This window comes from Pedobacter sp. ok626 (assembly GCF_900100435.1).
In the GTDB taxonomy this organism is placed as follows: Bacteria; Bacteroidota; Bacteroidia; order Sphingobacteriales; family Sphingobacteriaceae; genus Pedobacter.
Genome location: NZ_FNEX01000021.1, coordinates 76,107 through 93,580, shown reverse-complemented (window position 1 = coordinate 93,580; position 17,474 = coordinate 76,107). Strand labels below are relative to the sequence as shown.

Below are 17,474 nucleotides of genomic sequence, written 5' to 3'. Positions count from 1 at the left end.
AAAGGTTTAAGAAGAAAACAAAATGGCATACTCAGAAAAAGTTATAGAGCATTATACCAATCCAAGAAACGTTGGTACTTTAAATAAAGACAGCAAATCAGTAGGTACAGGCCTTGTTGGCGCACCTGAATGTGGTGATGTAATGCGTTTGCAAATCGAAGTTGATGAAAACAACATGATTACAGATGCTAAATTCAAAACATTTGGTTGTGGATCAGCAATTGCATCTTCGTCGTTAGCTACTGAATGGTTAAAAGGTAAAAGTATTGATGAGGCTTTAACAATAGACAATATGGATATCGTTGAAGAATTAGCTTTACCTCCGGTAAAAATCCACTGTTCAGTATTGGCAGAAGACGCAATTAAATCTGCAATCAACGACTACCGTGTTAAAAATGGCATGGAGCCAATTGAAATGCCTAAGTCACACCATTAATTAGATTGAAATCTAAGGTTGGAGACATCTGGTTTCCTATCTAACATTTCAAATAAATCTCTAAGAAAATGATTACGATCACTGATAAAGCAAAAAGCAAAATCGACCAGCTCATGCAAGAGTCGAACATGGATTCCAGCTATTTTTTGCGTGTTTCTGTTAAAGGAGGAGGATGTTCAGGATTATCCTACAATCTCGACTTTGATAACGAGGAAAATTCTGGAGATCAGTTTTTTGAAGATAGAGGCATCAGAATTGCACTAGACATGAAATCCTTCCTTTATTTGGCAGGAACTGAGCTTGATTTTTCTGATGGTTTAAATGGAAAAGGATTTAATTTTAATAATCCCAACGCAAGTCGCTCCTGCGGTTGCGGCGAGAGTTTCTCCGTTTAAAATACAATTATTATATTTACATAGGCCGGCACAGTTTATTCTGTACCGGCCTATTTTTATGAGCACCCAAACCTTTACCAATGGAATTATTTAATGAGCACTCTACGATCCCAACTTTACTGAGAAACGTAGTCGCAAACATTCACAAACCGGAAGAAACCTTCCTCATTCACAAAAAGAATGCAGAATGGGAAGAAATTTCTTATAAACATACCCTGGATTGTGCTGATGCCGTCTCCTCGTTTTTCCTCGCAAAGGGCATTACCAAAGGTGACAGAATGGGCTTAATGATCGAGAATTCACCTGAATATGTTTATTACGATCAGGGAATTCAACAAATAGGTGCTATAAATGTATCTATTTACCCGACCCTATCTGAACAAGAAGTTGCTTATATCGTAAACGATTCGGGGATGCGGGCCATCCTGATCGGGAATACATTTCTCTATAAAAAGATACTCAAAATAGCAGATAATTGCAGACATCTGGAATACATTATACCTGCTTTTCCAGAATATATTAAAGTTGCTATACCTGAAGATTTAAAAGCTCAGGTGATCAGCTTTGAGGAGATACTTGCTACCGTAGGTAAACTAGATGTAGACCAGCTTGAAGCAATCGGAAAAATCCGCAGTACTGTGCGTCCTGCCGACGTTTCTTCCTTAATCTATACTTCTGGCACTACCGGAACTCCAAAGGGCGTAATGCTAACCCATAGTAACTTTGTAGAAAATGTAAAAGTTTGCCTACAGCAAATACCAGTGATAGACGAGACAGAAACTTTTCTTTCCTTTTTACCTTTATCACACGTATTTGAACGCACCGCAACCTATCATGTTTGTTGTGCACAAGGCTGTAAAATCGCTTATGCGCAAAGTTTGGAACTCCTGGCTAAAAACATGGCTGAGGTTAGACCAACAGTAATGAGTTGTGTACCTAGACTTTTAGAAAAGATCCACGACAAAGCCATTAAAAGTGGTACTGCAGGCGGCGGCCTAAAAGCCAAAATATTCCTTTGGGCACTAGAAATAGGTCAGGAATATAGAAGAATCAAAGAAGCAGGTAAAAATCCTGGAATGATACTCAGTGCAAAAAAAGCATTGGCAGAAAAACTGGTTTTTAGCAAAATAAAAGAAAAAACCGGTGGCAGATTAAAGTTCATGATATCCGGCGGAGCCGCACTACCTAAAAACGTAGGTGAATTTTTCGGGAACCTGGGCATTAAAATATTGGAAGGTTTCGGCTTAACGGAAACATCACCGGTGATGGCGGTTACAGAGTTTCACAGACAAATATATGGTACCGTTGGAAGAGTAATTCCAGGGATTGAAATCGCCATTCAGAATGTGGAATCTAAGCAAATGATCAGCATTCAAACCCATGAAAGCTTTCAGGAGGATTTTGAATGTGAAGAGGGTGAAATTATTGTCAGAGGGCATTGCGTAATGAAAGGATACTTTAATAAGCCTGCCGAAACTGCAGAGGCCATTGATAAAGACAACTGGTTCCATACGGGTGATATCGGACGCTTTTACAAAGGAAACCTGCAAATCACAGATCGCTTAAAAAACATGATTGTAAATGCCTATGGCAAGAATGTTTATCCTACTCCGGTAGAGAATATTTATATGAAAAGCCTCAAAATAGATCAGGTTTTTCTAATTGGTGATAAGCGTGAATACTTAACCGCAATCATCATCCCGAATAAAGAAAACCTACAGGAAGCATTCAAACTACCTGAATCGTTCTTCTTGAAACCAGAAACATTTATCTTTGAAAAAGAAATCCTCGACTGGATTGGGCAGGATATCAGGAAGCTTTCCAATGAACTGGCCAAGTTTGAGCGCATTAAAAACTTCATGGTTAAACGAAATCCTTTTAGTCTTGAAGAGGGTGAAATTACGCCAACCTTAAAACCAAAACGTAAAATCATTGAGGCAAGATATGCCGGACCTATCAATGAAATGTATACAGAGGCTGTTGATGCAGATTAAGTAGGTTTAAAATATTTTACGTTTCTTATTCCAATCGACATAAAGAACTAAGGTAAATCCCTATTTTTGCCTAATTTTAATTTTTTAAAAAATAAGCTATCAGGCTTGATGCCAGATACAAAAAATATATGAGTACAGGACTATCAGAACTAGAAGTATTGCGCCGTAATTCGTTAAGCCAATTACGTGAGCTTGGGATCAATCCCTACCCTGCCGAAGCATTTGAAATCAATGCCAATGCTGCAGACATATTAGCGAACTACGAACGGGATAAAACTGCCTATAAGAATATCAGCATAGCTGGCCGTATTATGGGAAGAAACATCATGGGTGCAGCGTCTTTTGCAGAGTTACAAGATTCAACTGGCCGCATACAAGTTTATTTTAAAAGAGATGAAATTTGTCCCGGAGAAGATAAGACCCTTTACAATACTGTTTTCAAAAAACTATTAGACATTGGCGACTTTATTGGTGTACAAGGCTACGTTTTTACTACTCAAACAGGAGAAATCTCCGTACATGTCACCCAATTCACCGTATTGTCTAAATCATTACGTCCTTTACCAATTGTAAAACGCGACGATGAGGGAAATGTTTATGATGGTTTTACCAACCCAGAACTTCGTTACAGACAGCGTTATGTAGATCTTACTGTTAATCCGGAATTTAAACAAATCTTCATCAACCGCTCTAAGGTGATCAACACCATGCGTAATTATTTCGATAGCCAGGGATGGATGGAAGTAGAAACCCCAATTCTTCAGCCTATCCATGGTGGTGCTGCTGCACGCCCTTTCGCTACGCATCACAATACACTGGATATGCCACTTTACCTACGCATAGCTAACGAATTATACTTAAAAAGACTAATCGTTGCTGGCTTTGATGGTGTTTATGAGTTCGGAAAGATGTTTAGAAATGAAGGAATGGATAGAACCCATAACCCTGAGTTTACTTCTATGGAAATCTATGTAGCCTATAAAGACTATATCTGGATGATGACTATGGTAGAGGAATGTCTGGAAAAAGTAGCTCTAGCTATCCACGGAAAATCTGTTGTAAAAGTTGGTGAGCATGAAATCAATTTTGAAGGTCCTTATGAAAAACTGACCATGTACGAATCGATCCAAAAATACACGGGTATTGATGTATCGAACATGACAGAGGAAGAACTTCAAGCGACATGCAAAAGCCTGAACATCGAAATCGATGCCACTATGGGCAAAGGAAAGCTTGTTGATGAAATTTTCAGTGAAAAAGTTGAAGCCAATCTAATCCAGCCAACATACATTACAGATTATCCGATTGAAATGACTCCACTTGCTAAAAAACACAGAAGCAAAGAAGGTTTAGTAGAGCGTTTTGAGTTGTTTGTAATGGGTAAAGAAATTGGAAATGCCTATTCTGAGCTCAACGATCCGATTGACCAGAAAGAACGCCTGGTAGATCAGTTGAAACTTGCAGAAAGAGGTGACGATGAAGCAATGGCAATGGATGAGGATTTTATTCGTGCATTGGAATATGGTATGCCTCCTACTTCAGGTTTAGGTATTGGTATAGACCGTTTGGTGATGTTAATGACTAATCAATCGACCATACAAGAAGTATTGTTCTTCCCTCAGATGAGACCAGAGAAGAAAGCTAAAGTAACTACTGATGAAGATTTCGTAAACGCTGGTATTCCTGCCGAGTGGGTTCAGGTGATCAGAAAGATGAATATCAATACGATAGAAGAACTGAAAGCTGCAAATCCCAACAAAGTATTTAATGATTTGGGCGGAATGCGTAAAAAGTTGAAACTGGAATTAACCATGCCTTCGAAAGAAGATGTAACGGCCTGGTTCGCTTAACATAAAGATAACAATATCTTAAAAGCCTGCTACAATAACTGTAGCAGGCTTTTTTTATTTTTACTCCTATTAAAATTAAAAAGATATGAACAGTTCAATCCTGGAAATTACAGATAACGAGTACTGTATAAAACTAAACAAAGAGGCCTTTGACCTGACTTTAATCCGTCAGTTGATTACAAGGATACAATCGGAACAATTGTTCTTTAGCAAAAGCAAAAATGACATGGAAGACGATATCATTAGCAGAGGGTCTTACTATGAAGAGAACGACAACTTTGACAGATTGAGTGAAAAATAAAAGGCCACATTTGCATGTGGCCTTTTATTTTTCACTCAATCTAATTACCTGTATCTTACTTGCTGTTGTCTATCCATCATTCCCAGCTGATCTTTCATTTGTTTAATCTGGTCAGCTAGCAGCTTACTCTTATCTGCTTTCTTCGCTTCAGATAAATACATTGTTGCTTCGCGTTTATTCCTTTTAGCCATTGCAATTCCTGCAAGGCTTAATTTTGCCAATGCAATGTTATGATCCATATGCATGCCCAGAGAAAGAGATTTCTTAAAATATTTCTCTGACTGCATTGGTGCTTTTCTTGATTCAATCAAACCAATCAATAAATTGTAATAACCGTGTTGTACTCTAATCAATTGTTTTTCGTAATTGGTTATTCTATTTAAATAAGCTTCAGCTTTACCCATATTATCTTTTCTCAGAAACCACTGAGCCAATAACATGTTCTCATTAAAGAAATAAGTAACTATAATTAAGATGCTTATCAAGATGGCCAAAATACCCCAGCCCCAAAAACCGAAGATCATAAGCGCTATTGCACCACCCAACACTGCAAAACCTAAAATAAGACGAACTACATTTGGCATATTCTATTGTATTTTTTTTTCTGCAAATATCGTGTTTAAATACCAAAAATCAGATTTAATTGATAATTTCAGCAAAAAAAGAAATAACAGATGTCCGTTTCCATAGAAGAAAGCTGGTTAAAGGTATTGAGTGATGAGTTTGAAAAACCTTATATGAAAACACTAAAAACCTTTTTGCTTGAAGAAAAACAAAAAGGCCATACCATTTACCCTAAAGGTGAAGATATATTCAATGCACTAAATCATACTCCTTTTGATAAAGTTAAAGTGGTTATTTTGGGACAGGACCCATATCATGGTACCGGACAGGCACATGGTTTATCCTTTTCTGTTCAAAAGGGTATTGCCGTCCCCCCATCTTTAAAAAACATTTATAAAGAATTAGTTACAGATATTGCTGGATTTACAGCTCCCAATCATGGCAACCTAACACAATGGGCGGATGAGGGCGTTTTATTGCTAAATGCAACGCTAACAGTAAGAGCTCATGAAGCCGGTTCACATCAAAAGATGGGTTGGGAAACCTTTACAGATAAAATTATTAGTGAACTGTCTGAAAAAAGAACAGGGTTGATCTTTCTATTATGGGGAAGATATGCACAAAATAAGTCGGCATTAATTGATCAAAGTAAACACACAATTATTGCTGCTGCGCACCCCTCTCCTTTTTCAGCCTACAATGGTTTTCTGGGGACTGGCCCTTTTTCAAGAACCAATGCTAAATTAATTGAACAAGGACAAAGCCCAATCAACTGGCAAATAACCTAAAACAAAAGCGCCTATATCGTATTGATACAGGCGCTTTTGCTTTAATTCTTAATACTAGTATTCCAAAGGAACAATCGGCTCCTTTTTAGTAGTAGACATGATCATCATCGTCTGGAAAGTCTTAACTACAGATATCTTACTAATTTTATCCATAATCAAACGCTCGTAAGCTTTAATATCATTCACATATACCTTCAATAGGAAGTCAGCCTGGCCTGTCACGTGGTGACATTCCGTAATCTCTTTAATCTGATTTACCTCATCCAGAAAAATCTGAATGGTATTGTTCTTATGAAAATCCAGTTGAACCTGGATAAAGGTTTTTATTCCTAAGCCTAGTTTCTCTTCATCAACTAAAGCATGATAACTTTTAATAAAACCCGAAACCTCCAGTTTCCTTACTCTTTCCAATGTTGGGGCCGGTGAAAGTCCAATCTCCTGAGATAAAAGCAGGTTGGTCATCCTACCATTTTCCTGTAACAATTTAAGAATCTTAAAATCCGTTTTATCTAGTTCTGTCGCCATTATTTTAAAGTATGTCCAAAGATAGAATAAGAATGCATTACACACCAAATTTTATTCTAAAAAAAAACCTATTATTTATAGTTTATTTCTCTTCTATTTTTTTAGATTTGTCTAAACATATAGTTAGTCGAACAAAAATGCAATCATTCACTGAAGAGAACTACCTGAAAATCATATACCATTTGTCGCAAAACAACGACGAAGCTGTGCAAACAAATGCAATAGCAGAAAAAATGCAGACTAAAGCGGCCTCTGTTACCGATATGATAAAAAAACTGGCGGATAAGCAATTGATCGATTATAAGAAATATCAAGGTGTTAAACTCACACCAACTGGTAAATCTGCCGCTATTAATATTGTGCGGAAACATCGTTTATGGGAGGTCTTTCTGGTAGAAAAGCTAAACTTTAAATGGGACGAGGTTCATGATATTGCTGAAGATCTGGAACACATTCAATCTATTGAACTGATCGAACGACTGGATGAATTTCTGGCATTCCCTAAAAGCGACCCACACGGCGATCCCATTCCCGATAAAAACGGGCAATTTGATACCATTCCATTTACAAAACTCAACAAACTTAAACCAGGAGAGCAAGGCTTGATTATGGGAGTTAGTGAACATTCATCTATATTCTTAAAGCACCTTGAAAAATTAGGACTAACTCTCGGAAAAAAACTTAAAATAGAAGAAATCACTGATTTTGATGGCTCTGTGGAATTGATATTAGAAGAAAAGAAAATTAGTGTAAGCCGGGAAGTTGCCAAACATATCCTTATTAAACTATAACATGAAAGCCCAACATAAAGACACCCAATCCTTAAGCGAAGTACATCAAAGCGTAGACACCAGCAAACGAACCGGCTGGAAACGGATTCTTTCTTTTATAGGACCAGCCTACTTAGTAAGTGTTGGTTACATGGATCCCGGCAACTGGGCAACGGACATCGCAGGCGGTAGCAAGTTTGGTTACCAATTAATCTGGGTACTGCTTATGTCAAATCTTATCGCCCTACTGTTGCAATCGCTCAGTGCCCGTTTAGGAATTGTTAGAGGACTCGATCTTGCTCAGGCTTCCAGGAATGCTTATCCAAAATGGATCAACATCCCGCTTTTTGGATTGGCTCAAACAGCGATTGTAGCTTGCGATCTGGCCGAAATTATAGGAATGGCCATTGGATTAAATCTTTTGTTCGGATTACCATTAATCTGGGGAATAAGCATTACCATTTTTGATACCGTTCTACTTCTTTTCCTACTCAACAAAGGCATGCGTAAAATGGAAGCATTCATTGTCTCCATGGTATTTATTGTAGGCATCTCCTTTTTGGCCGAAATGTTTATCGTAGAACCCTCGCTTAAAGAAATAGCACGCGGATTTGAGCCTTCTATGCTGTCTGGCGAAGCCTTATATATTGCAATAGGCATTATTGGTGCTACGGTAATGCCCCATAACCTATACTTGCATTCATCACTGGTGCAAACCCGTAAATTTGAACGCGATGAAAAGGGCATCAAGGAAGCTATAAGATTCAATTTCATCGATACCGCTATCGCTTTAAATCTTGCTTTTTTTGTCAACGCCGCTATACTTATCCTTGCTGCTGCCGCATTTTACAAGAATGGTTTACACGAGGTAGCCGAGATACAAGATGCTTATAAACTGCTTCAAAATATATTCGGCAATGTGGCTCCTGCCCTTTTCGCCATTGCGTTGATTGCAGCAGGTCAAAGTTCTACCATTACCGGAACTTTAGCAGGTCAAATTGTAATGGAGGGACACCTTAAATTGCGCATACAACCTTGGCTACGTAGACTGATAACTCGTTTACTCGCTATCATTCCTGCATTTCTAACTATACTCTGGTATGGGGATGATGCATTAGGTGGACTACTTATTTTAAGTCAAGTGGTTTTAAGTTTACAGCTTGGCTTTGCCGTAATCCCACTAATCCACTTTACATCAGATAAAAAATTAATGAAAGGCTTTGCCATAAGACCATGGGTAAAAGTTTTGGCTTGGGTGAGTGCTATTGTCATCGTATCTCTAAATGTTAAACTGGTGATTGAAGAAATAAAAACCTGGGGAGCAAGCGGAGACTGGTATATCTATGTCCTTGTAGTTCCTGCGGCGATACTAATAGGATTACTCTTGCTATACGTCTTTATATATCCGCTAGTTACCCGTTTAAGAAAAGGTAATAACAACGTACCACATGGAGAGGCTTTAGATATTGAAAACATTGAAAAGATCGATTATGCTCGTATTGGCATCACGGTAGACTTCTCCAAAAACGATCGTAACACCATACGTCATGCCCTTATTCAAGGCGGAAAACATGCGCAGTATTACCTGATACACGTAGTAGAAACTGCGGCTGCACAGTATTATGGAAATTCTGCATTAGATCACGAAACAGTGAGTGATACCGAAAATCTTCAAAAATACTGTGATAATCTAGCCGATTTAGGCTATAACGCTAGCCCATATATCGGTTATGGGGGTACTGTAAAAGCTATTGTAGCCATAAGTGACGAGAATAAGCTGCAATTATTGGTTATGGGGGCACATGGTCATCAAGGCATAAAAGATTTAATACTGGGCACTACAGTTAATTCTGTGCGTCATAAAGTATCCATTCCAGTGCTTATTGTGAGATAAAATTGAGATATTAGCGGATTGTTATGAAGAACGACGTCCAAATAAAGAATAAAAGAGCCTTTTTCGACTACCACATTATTGAAAAATATAATGCCGGAATAGCCCTTTTAGGCACTGAAATAAAAGCGATAAGACAAGGCAAGGCCAATATGACAGATGCTTTCTGCATGTTTATTGGCAATGTCCTTTACGTAAGAAACTTGCATGTATCAGAATATACCCACAGCTCTTTTCATCACCATGAAATTAAGCGCGACCGTATCCTGCTACTCCATAAAAAAGAACTTAAAAAGCTTAAGGCAAAAAGTGAAGAAAAAGGCTATACTATAGTTCCTTTGCGAATATTCACCAATGAAAGAGGATTTGCCAAGCTGGAAATAGCACTGGCACAAGGTAAAAAAGAGTTCGACAAAAGAGACAGTATCAAAGACAGGGAATCTAAAAGAGAAATGGACCGGGCAATGAAGGTTTAATCAACCTTACCAAGCCTGGTCGCCCACAAGCGGCACAAATCTAAAAGTATCCAGTTCAATCCGATCATAATCAGTTTCGTTAATCCGAATTACAGTTACCATCTTTTGTGAGTTCTCGTCACCTACCGGAATCACCAATATTCCGCCAATCTTAAGTTGTTTCAACAATGCTTCAGGTACAAAGGGAGCACCAGCAGTTACGATAATCTTATCATAGGGAGCATGCTCAGCAATACCTTTAGATCCATCACCAAAAAAGAAGTGTGCATTATATCCCATTCCAGGCAATACCCGTATGGTATGTCGGTATATACTTTCCTGACGTTCTATCGTATAAACATTTGCGCCTAACTCCATCAGCACACAGGTCTGATAACCGGAACCAGTTCCAATTTCCAAAACCTTATCACCTTTTTTTACATGGAGTAATTCACTTTGATAAGCTACTGTGTATGGCTGGGAAATAGTTTGTCCATCGCCTATAGGGAACGCAATATCCTTATAAGCCTGATTCCAGAAGGTTTCATCAAAAAAGAAATGTCGTGGTATTTTTCCTATCGCTTTAAGTACTTTCTTATCCGCTATCCCTCTCGACTCGAGGTGAACTACCAAACGTTTCCTCGCCCCCTGCTCTCTGTAATTATCAACAAACTTGTATGCCATTTCACCCCAAATTTAACGATTTGAAAACTAATAACTCAATCTTTTCGGGTCTAAATAAGTAAAGGAAGTCTAATCAGCACAGGATCAATCCCAATAAAATCTAGTAAGGATCAACATCAACCTGTATGTTCACCCCCCTATAATCCTTTTCGCTTAGAAATTGTAAGATGGTATCTTTAAGAATAGATTTCACTTTCTGGATGGAAGTATCTTTATCACTTTTGATGATCACCTGTTTGATGTAATAATTCCTTACCCGAGCTACAATAGGCTGCTCTGGCCCTAATACCCGCTTACCCAATTGCTGCCTTAAGGCCGTAGCAAAACGCTGAGCAGCAACATTCAAAAGATCCTGATCTTTGTGTTTTATATTGATAAATATTAACCTCGTAAAAGGAGGATAATGGAACATCTTACGCTCTGCAAGCTCTTCATTATACATTTCAAGATATTTGTTTTCTATCACCTGCTTAATGATACGATGCGAATCATCGTAAGCTTGTATAATCACCTTACCCTGCTTATTTCTTCTTCCTGCACGACCAGCAACCTGAGCTAGCAACTGATAACTCCTTTCAAATGCCCTGAAATCAGGATAATTAAATAACGTGTCTGCATTAATCACCCCAATCAAAGTCACATTATCAAAATCCAAACCTTTGGCCACCATCTGCGTACCAATCAAAATGTCCGTCTTCTTTTCCTGAAAATCAGAAATGATCTGCTGCAAGCCATTCTTGGTTCTGGTACTATCCACATCCAGCCGCGCAATTTTAGCATCAGGAAAAACAAGGCTTAGTTCCTCTTCCACTCTTTCCGTTCCAAAACCTTTTTGCTCGATATGTACCGAGCCGCAAGCTGGACAAATATTAATGCTACTTTGATGATATCCACAATAATGGCAATGCAGCTTACCACTGGTTTTATGATAGGTTAAACTTACATCACAATTCACACATTTTGGTGCGAAACCACAAGTAGCACAAATCAATATAGTAGCATACCCACGACGATTCTGAAACAGAATTACCTGTTCCTTTTGTTCTATAGTATTAGCGATTTCATCGATCAGCTTAGAAGAGAAATAAGAAACCATCTTTTTCTTCTTCGTTTCTTCAGAAATACTTACCACCTCATGCAGAGGCAATTCGACTCCACCAAAACGCTCATTCACAGTAACCAATCCATACTTATGATTAACTGCATTATAATAACTTTCCAGAGAAGGCGTAGCCGACCCCAGTACAGCCTTTGCTTGATGTAAATGCGCTAAATAAACAGCTACATCCCTTGCCTGATATCTTGGCGATGGCTCCTGTTGTTTAAAAGAAGACTCATGCTCCTCATCCACCACAATTAGTTTCAACTCTTTAAAAGGCAAAAACACGGCAGATCTGGCGCCTAAAACAACCCTATATTTACCATTCAGTACCTTATTCCAAATTTCAACCCTTTCATTGTTGTTGAATTTAGAGTGGTATACACCAATAACATCACCAAAATAACGCTGAATCCTTTGTACAATCTGAGTAGTTAGAGCAATTTCCGGCAGTAAGAATAAAACTTGTCCACCTTTTTCAATTGCCTTTTCAATTAACTTAATATAAATCTGAGTTTTACCCGAAGCTGTTATCCCGTGCAGCAGCACTACATCCTTCTGCTCAAATTCTGTTTCAATCTGCGTTAAAGCTTTATCCTGAGCTTCACTCAGTTCAAAGTTTAACACAAAATCATCATCATTTTCTTTTAGCCTGCTTACAGGCAATTTATCAACCTTAAATATTCCTTTATCTACAAGCGTTTTAAGAGCCGCCTGTCCACAACCACTATCTTCCAATAGTTGATGCTTAGGAATTAAATTCTGTTGTCTGTAAAGCTTTATATAGGACAATAACGCATTCAGCTGCTTAGGTGCCCTTTCCAGGATTTCGAACAGCTGTTTTAAATTTTCCTCTTCCTGATAAAATGCATTAAGCGAAACAAATGATTTTAATAAGGGTCTATATTTTTCGACAACTTCTTCGGCAATATAAATTAGGTCTTTTTCAAGTAAGGAATTGATAATAGGATAAACCGTTTTTTGTCCGAGTAATGCAGATACATCATCAATGGTTAAACGCTTCTGGTTATTTAAAGCATTGATCAGAATGTTTTCCTTATCCGTTAAAACCTCTTCAACTGGCTCATCATCCTTCCTTACAATAATGGTCTCGCTGGCTAACTTTAAACCAGTAGGCAACGCAGCCGACATCACATCTCCCTCATTGCACAAGTAATAGCTCGTCATCCAATCCCACAACTGCAATTGATTTGCAGTGATTATCGGATGCTCATCTACTACATCAATGATATACTTAGCCTGATAATGTTCTGGAGCAGTCTGACTAACGCTTTTAACAAGTGCGGTATAGATTTTATTCTTCCCAAACTGCACCACCACACGTTTTCCAACAGCGATGTGTTCGTTTAATTCAAACGGAACACGATACATGTAGTTTTTAGCTAAAGATAAGGGTAAAACAACCTCTACGAAAAGTGTTTCCCGTTCTTTAAATTCCAGTAGCCCATCGCCCATTGTTACTTACTTTTTAATGCACTAACAAATAACAATGTCCATCCAAGTATAAAGCATAAACCGCCTATTGGAGTAATTGGACCTATATAATTCACGAAGGCTATGTTTAAAATAGCTCTTGTAGCCAACAAATACAGCGAGCCTGAGAAAAGCACAACACCAAGAGCAAAGAAAATGTACGACCATTTTACCAGTTTCTGATTACCAGTAGCTAACTGTGAAAGAAAAAGCAAGGCCAATGTATGATAAAACTGGTACTCAACCCCTTTAGCCCAAATCTCTAAACTCCCTGAGCTTAAAACACTCTTTAAAGTATGTGCACCAAAGGCACCAAACATTACGGCTATGATACCAAATAAAGATGCGGTTAAGATAATACGTCTGCTCATGATTGATCGGCTTTTATAGCACAAAATTAACAAACTTGACAGCATTTCCCCAGTATTCACTACGATTAAATTAAATAGTCAAACTATTCAGTTAAATTTGTAAGTAACACATGAAAAAGATTCTAATTAGTATCATCCTATTGCTTATCGCCATTGTTACGATGGCTTATTTATATTTTTCCAAACTCAACGCCGACCACAACACTTCAGACATTGGCCTGTATGCTGCTACTTCCAGCTCAGGTTTAATATTTTCTTTTGAAAATGAAAAAGGCATAACGGATATCTTAAAGGAACAACACCTCTTTAATGAAATTCTAGGCGATGAAAAATATCAACAACTGAGTTCCTTAAAAAAGCACTTGCTCAATTTGCCAAAAGTAAATCAGGCTATAGAAAACCAAAACATATATTTCAGCTTTGTCCCGGGCAGTAAACAAGAAATAGATTTTTTATGCCTCACTCAACTCCATAATCCAAGCCATACCCCACAACTCATCCACTCCATAAAAGCCAGTGGCACGCAGTTAGAAATACTCAATAACCTGACTAAACTTACATTGCCAGATAGCGCTGTATTTTATCTAGGTATAAAAGGAAACCTCGTTGCCCTATCTAATTCTCAGCAGCAGGTAACCACTATTTTAGCTAAAACCTTAAAAGACAAAGCTGATAAATTTGCAGAATACATCCAGGCCAGTAACCGATTCAACAAAAACAGCCTTGCTCAGTTATACATTAACTTCAATACGCTACCCGCGCTGTTAAAAAACATTATTGCTGGCAAACTAAATGGAGAACTCTCCAGCTTAAACAAGCAAAACGCATTTGCAGCTTTAACATACAATTACAGTAATAACAAAATTTTACTAACCGGTACTACCATAGCAAATGACCCCAACAACTACTACAATCTCTTTTCTGATCTACACGCACAAAAAATCAGTATCCAGAATATCCTTCCTATCAACACTGCTTCTTACACAATCTTTGCCATAGACAGTTACCTGCCCTGGAGAAAAAAACTGGATCAGTGGTTTTTAAACAAAAATGAAGATAAAAAAATAACCAAATTGATTGCAGACATCAACGCCAAATATCATCTTAATATGGATGATATCTTCCCAAAATTCTTCAAAGACCAGTTGATCACTTTTCAGCTCAGTACAACGGAGAGAATTGGAGCTATAAACTTAACCAATGGCGACAAACTCATGCAACTTTTGATAGACTTGAGCGAGGATTACACTGACGAAATTAAGCAACTAAAGGAGGCTGATATACTGTACGCTTATTTCGGAATGCCATTTGAAGGTTTCAAAAGGCCTTTCTACATCATACTTGATAATTACATGGTATTTGCAAACAATGCAAGTACGCTAACCGCGTTCTTAAATAATTACAACAGTAACCGCCTTTTAATTAACACCCCTAATTACATCAACGCAAACAATCAGCTTCCAGGCAATTCTAGCATTAGTTTTTATATAGACCATACTAACTCTACCGACATCTTCAGCAAAAACATTTACCTACCTTATAACAAGCATTTGCAGTCAGACAAAGGATTAAAAAAATACGATTCTTTCACTTATCAGTTAAGTGGTGATAATGGTAAATTCCAAACTAACATCTTAATCAACAAACAGCCAGATGTTTTACAAAAAGATTCTTTAGCTTTATAGCACCAATCATCCCTATGTTGAAAAAGTACTTTATTCTTTGCTTTATTTTAAGCTGTAATGCCACATTTATAAAGGCGCAGCAATACGGGTTATTTAATACAAAAACCATGTTCGATGGTTTTGAAAACCCGGCGCAAAAAACATTTGTCTTAGATTCGTCCCGAAAATTCTCCTCGAACTTCTTCTTGCCCTATTTCGGACTAAATGCTGCAAATAAAGGAAATTCAGATTTCATCCGTAAAATCATCAACGAAGGAAAATATAATGCATCAGATCTTAAGTTAGGAACCGGTGACATCAATACCGTTCATCAAAACACAAATATCTACTTACTTACTTTGAGGATATTTAAATCGTATAAGTACCAAAAAGAAATGGGCTTTGCCTGGCAAGTACGCAGTGACGCGCATCTGGATTACACCAATGAAACGCTGGCAATCTTAGATAACTATAAAAGATTCCTTGGTTATCAAAACCAGGACTTTACCAATGCCTTTAACAATGACGGATATGAGCAATCTTACCATCAATTTAGTTTTAGCTACCGCGAAAATTATAATAAAAGACTAGCCTTTGGTGCTAAACTGAGCTTACTAAGTGGTATTGCCTACAATAAACTAAGCATCGTTAAATCTAATTTCAATCCTGGCTCATCAACACAGCCACTTGTTGCATCGCTTAGCGGAACCTATAAAGCCAGTTTTCTCGATGCAGACGACTTCTCCAGTAAAGATTTAATCCCCACATTTAAAAACCCGGGACTTTCCCTTTCAGTTGGTACCAGCTATACCTCAAAAAGCGGTGTATTTTTAATGGCCAATTTAAAAGACCTTGGCTTCATCAGATGGGCTAAAAGTTCATACTATAATAAATTCGACAATCTCAATGATCCTTTAATCATTGACGACCCCGAAATGAATTCATCCGATATCGATAAGAAAATTTCAAATATTGCCACAGAAAACGAAACCCATAAAAGTTTCTTCACCCCAACTAATGCAAAAGTGGATTTTATGGTCTCTAAAGCCTTTGCAATAAGTTACCCACTTACCTATACCCCTAGCATTATTGCATCTAAAAACCTGTTTTACAAAGGAGGGGATGTAGCATTTGTAAACAAAATCAAGTACGAAGAAGTATCCTTAAGTGTTATCCCAACTTATAATTTAAATAACCTGTTTTTAGTAGGAATGCAAGGTATGTACCAAACACCGAACTTTGAAGTCTTTCTAGGTTCAGATAACCTCCTAAAAACAGTTACACAAATTAATGGCGTAATAAAGCAAGACCGTACCATTGGGACTGGTTATAATGGCGCATCATTTTATATGGGACTGGGAATAAAGTTTGGAGATGTCGTAAATCACCCGCAAAATAGCAGTACAATGCCGGGTGTAGGTGACGAAGAAAGTAGTTTTTTCAAACGCTTGTTTAGCGTTTTTTCTAAAAAGAGATAATTAAACCTTTTTCTTTGGCGTAGTTAGCACAAAGTCTTTCAAGTAGAAAGGTTCAAAATACGCTAAATCCTCAAATTGAGCAGTTGTAAAGGCTTTAAATGCCAACTGGCTCATATGAGCTGCAGAATTAAAATTAAGGTCAGAAAAAGCAGCATGATCATTCTGCAGAACCTCAGCACATTTCATTGCACCATCACCAATAAAGGTAACCTTACTTGCTGCTAACTCAGTTGCAAAACTATTTTCATCAATAATCTTAGCTTCCGTAGGTAGCACATAGTTTAAATCTGCATCAAACATTGCGGTAAAGACCTCCATCCTACGCGCGTCTATCATTGCACAGATCACCCCTTCATTGTCCTTCTGCTGCGCTAAAAACCCAGCGGTCATCATCTGCAACGTATCAACTGCAATTAACGGCTTATCCAATGCAAAACATAAACCTTTGGCTGTCGAAACCCCAATACGTAAACCTGTATAAGAGCCAGGACCTTTACTTACCGCCACAGCATCCAAATCGGCAAACTGTAAGCCTGCCATATCCATCACCTCCTTAATAAACAAAGTCAAACTGCCTGCATGAATGTTACTGGCCATCTCCTCTTTTAAGGCAATGGTATTGCCATTTACAGAGATTGCTGCAGAACAAACTTGGGTAGCGGTTTCAATTTGAAGTATTGTGGCCATGGTATTGGAATTTAATGATAATCGAAGA

At 37.9% G+C, this 17,474-nt stretch carries 17 protein-coding genes; 11 read left to right on the top strand and 6 right to left on the bottom strand.

Going from position 1 to position 17,474, the window contains the following annotated elements; all coding sequences use genetic code 11:
- Positions 1 to 22 precede the first annotated feature (22 nt).
- From iscU to BLS35_RS24085, 5 genes are all read left to right on the top strand, one after another.
- On the top strand, positions 23 to 436 hold the full coding sequence (iscU, locus tag BLS35_RS24105) for a Fe-S cluster assembly scaffold IscU (protein WP_084292325.1): 414 nt from the start codon (positions 23 to 25) through the stop codon (positions 434 to 436).
- A 68-nt stretch (positions 437 to 504) separates the two neighbouring features.
- Positions 505 to 831: a HesB/IscA family protein gene (locus BLS35_RS24100; protein WP_090786187.1), complete on the top strand. Its 327-nt coding sequence runs from the start codon at positions 505 to 507 to the stop codon at positions 829 to 831.
- Between the two features lie 80 nt (positions 832 to 911).
- Positions 912 to 2,825 (top strand): AMP-dependent synthetase/ligase, encoded by a 1,914-nt coding sequence (locus BLS35_RS24095; protein WP_090786186.1) that lies wholly within the window; start codon positions 912 to 914, stop codon positions 2,823 to 2,825.
- Positions 2,826 to 2,953: 128 nt separating this feature from the next.
- Positions 2,954 to 4,675 carry a lysine--tRNA ligase gene (lysS, locus tag BLS35_RS24090; RefSeq protein WP_090786184.1) on the top strand — a complete coding sequence of 574 codons (1,722 nt, stop codon included), beginning with the start codon at positions 2,954 to 2,956 and terminating at the stop codon, positions 4,673 to 4,675.
- Positions 4,676 to 4,760: 85 nt separating this feature from the next.
- On the top strand, positions 4,761 to 4,976 hold the full coding sequence (locus tag BLS35_RS24085) for a hypothetical protein (protein WP_090786182.1): 216 nt from the start codon (positions 4,761 to 4,763) through the stop codon (positions 4,974 to 4,976).
- A gap of 44 nt (positions 4,977 to 5,020) precedes the next feature.
- Here the strand turns inward: BLS35_RS24085 and BLS35_RS24080 are convergent, their stop codons facing one another.
- A complete protein-coding gene (locus BLS35_RS24080; RefSeq protein ID WP_090786180.1) occupies positions 5,021 to 5,560 on the bottom strand; it encodes a hypothetical protein in 540 nt (179 codons plus the stop codon).
- 90 nt (positions 5,561 to 5,650) lie between these two features.
- On the opposite strand from BLS35_RS24080, the gene ung reads away from it, so the two are divergent.
- A complete protein-coding gene (gene ung, locus BLS35_RS24075; protein ID WP_090786177.1) occupies positions 5,651 to 6,328 on the top strand; it encodes a uracil-DNA glycosylase in 678 nt (225 codons plus the stop codon).
- Positions 6,329 to 6,382: 54 nt separating this feature from the next.
- Here the strand turns inward: ung and BLS35_RS24070 are convergent, their stop codons facing one another.
- The gene (locus tag BLS35_RS24070) at positions 6,383 to 6,853 is read right to left on the bottom strand and encodes an Lrp/AsnC family transcriptional regulator (RefSeq protein WP_015807383.1); all 471 of its coding nucleotides are present in this window, start codon (positions 6,851 to 6,853) and stop codon (positions 6,383 to 6,385) included.
- A gap of 137 nt (positions 6,854 to 6,990) precedes the next feature.
- Between BLS35_RS24070 and BLS35_RS24065 the strand changes: the two genes are divergently transcribed.
- The 3 genes from BLS35_RS24065 to smpB are packed head-to-tail and all read left to right on the top strand — an operon-like array spanning position 6,991 to position 9,990.
- Positions 6,991 to 7,644: a metal-dependent transcriptional regulator gene (locus tag BLS35_RS24065; RefSeq protein WP_090786256.1), complete on the top strand. Its 654-nt coding sequence runs from the start codon at positions 6,991 to 6,993 to the stop codon at positions 7,642 to 7,644.
- A gap of 1 nt (position 7,645) precedes the next feature.
- On the top strand, positions 7,646 to 9,517 hold the full coding sequence (locus BLS35_RS24060) for an Nramp family divalent metal transporter (protein ID WP_090786174.1): 1,872 nt from the start codon (positions 7,646 to 7,648) through the stop codon (positions 9,515 to 9,517).
- A gap of 23 nt (positions 9,518 to 9,540) precedes the next feature.
- Positions 9,541 to 9,990 carry an SsrA-binding protein SmpB gene (smpB, locus tag BLS35_RS24055; protein WP_175459629.1) on the top strand — a complete coding sequence of 150 codons (450 nt, stop codon included), beginning with the start codon at positions 9,541 to 9,543 and terminating at the stop codon, positions 9,988 to 9,990.
- Positions 9,991 to 9,996: 6 nt separating this feature from the next.
- Here smpB and BLS35_RS24050 read toward each other — a convergent pair whose 3' ends face one another.
- The 3 genes from BLS35_RS24050 to BLS35_RS24040 all read right to left on the bottom strand — a co-directional run bounded on the left by BLS35_RS24050 (position 9,997) and on the right by BLS35_RS24040 (position 13,617).
- Positions 9,997 to 10,653 carry a protein-L-isoaspartate(D-aspartate) O-methyltransferase gene (locus BLS35_RS24050; RefSeq protein ID WP_090786170.1) on the bottom strand — a complete coding sequence of 219 codons (657 nt, stop codon included), beginning with the start codon at positions 10,651 to 10,653 and terminating at the stop codon, positions 9,997 to 9,999.
- A gap of 100 nt (positions 10,654 to 10,753) precedes the next feature.
- A complete protein-coding gene (gene priA / locus BLS35_RS24045; RefSeq protein ID WP_090786168.1) occupies positions 10,754 to 13,228 on the bottom strand; it encodes a replication restart helicase PriA in 2,475 nt (824 codons plus the stop codon).
- A 2-nt stretch (positions 13,229 to 13,230) separates the two neighbouring features.
- Positions 13,231 to 13,617: a DUF423 domain-containing protein gene (locus BLS35_RS24040; RefSeq protein ID WP_090786166.1), complete on the bottom strand. Its 387-nt coding sequence runs from the start codon at positions 13,615 to 13,617 to the stop codon at positions 13,231 to 13,233.
- A gap of 110 nt (positions 13,618 to 13,727) precedes the next feature.
- On the opposite strand from BLS35_RS24040, the gene BLS35_RS24035 reads away from it, so the two are divergent.
- The gene (locus BLS35_RS24035) at positions 13,728 to 15,302 is read left to right on the top strand and encodes a hypothetical protein (RefSeq protein ID WP_090786164.1); all 1,575 of its coding nucleotides are present in this window, start codon (positions 13,728 to 13,730) and stop codon (positions 15,300 to 15,302) included.
- A gap of 107 nt (positions 15,303 to 15,409) precedes the next feature.
- Complete coding sequence (locus BLS35_RS24030) at positions 15,410 to 16,759, top strand: DUF5723 family protein (RefSeq protein ID WP_254779114.1); 1,350 nt, start codon at positions 15,410 to 15,412, stop codon at positions 16,757 to 16,759.
- Here the strand turns inward: BLS35_RS24030 and tsaB are convergent, their stop codons facing one another.
- Positions 16,760 to 17,446 (bottom strand): tRNA (adenosine(37)-N6)-threonylcarbamoyltransferase complex dimerization subunit type 1 TsaB, encoded by a 687-nt coding sequence (gene tsaB / locus BLS35_RS24025; RefSeq protein WP_090786160.1) that lies wholly within the window; start codon positions 17,444 to 17,446, stop codon positions 16,760 to 16,762.
- Between the last annotated feature and the right edge of the window lie 28 nt (positions 17,447 to 17,474).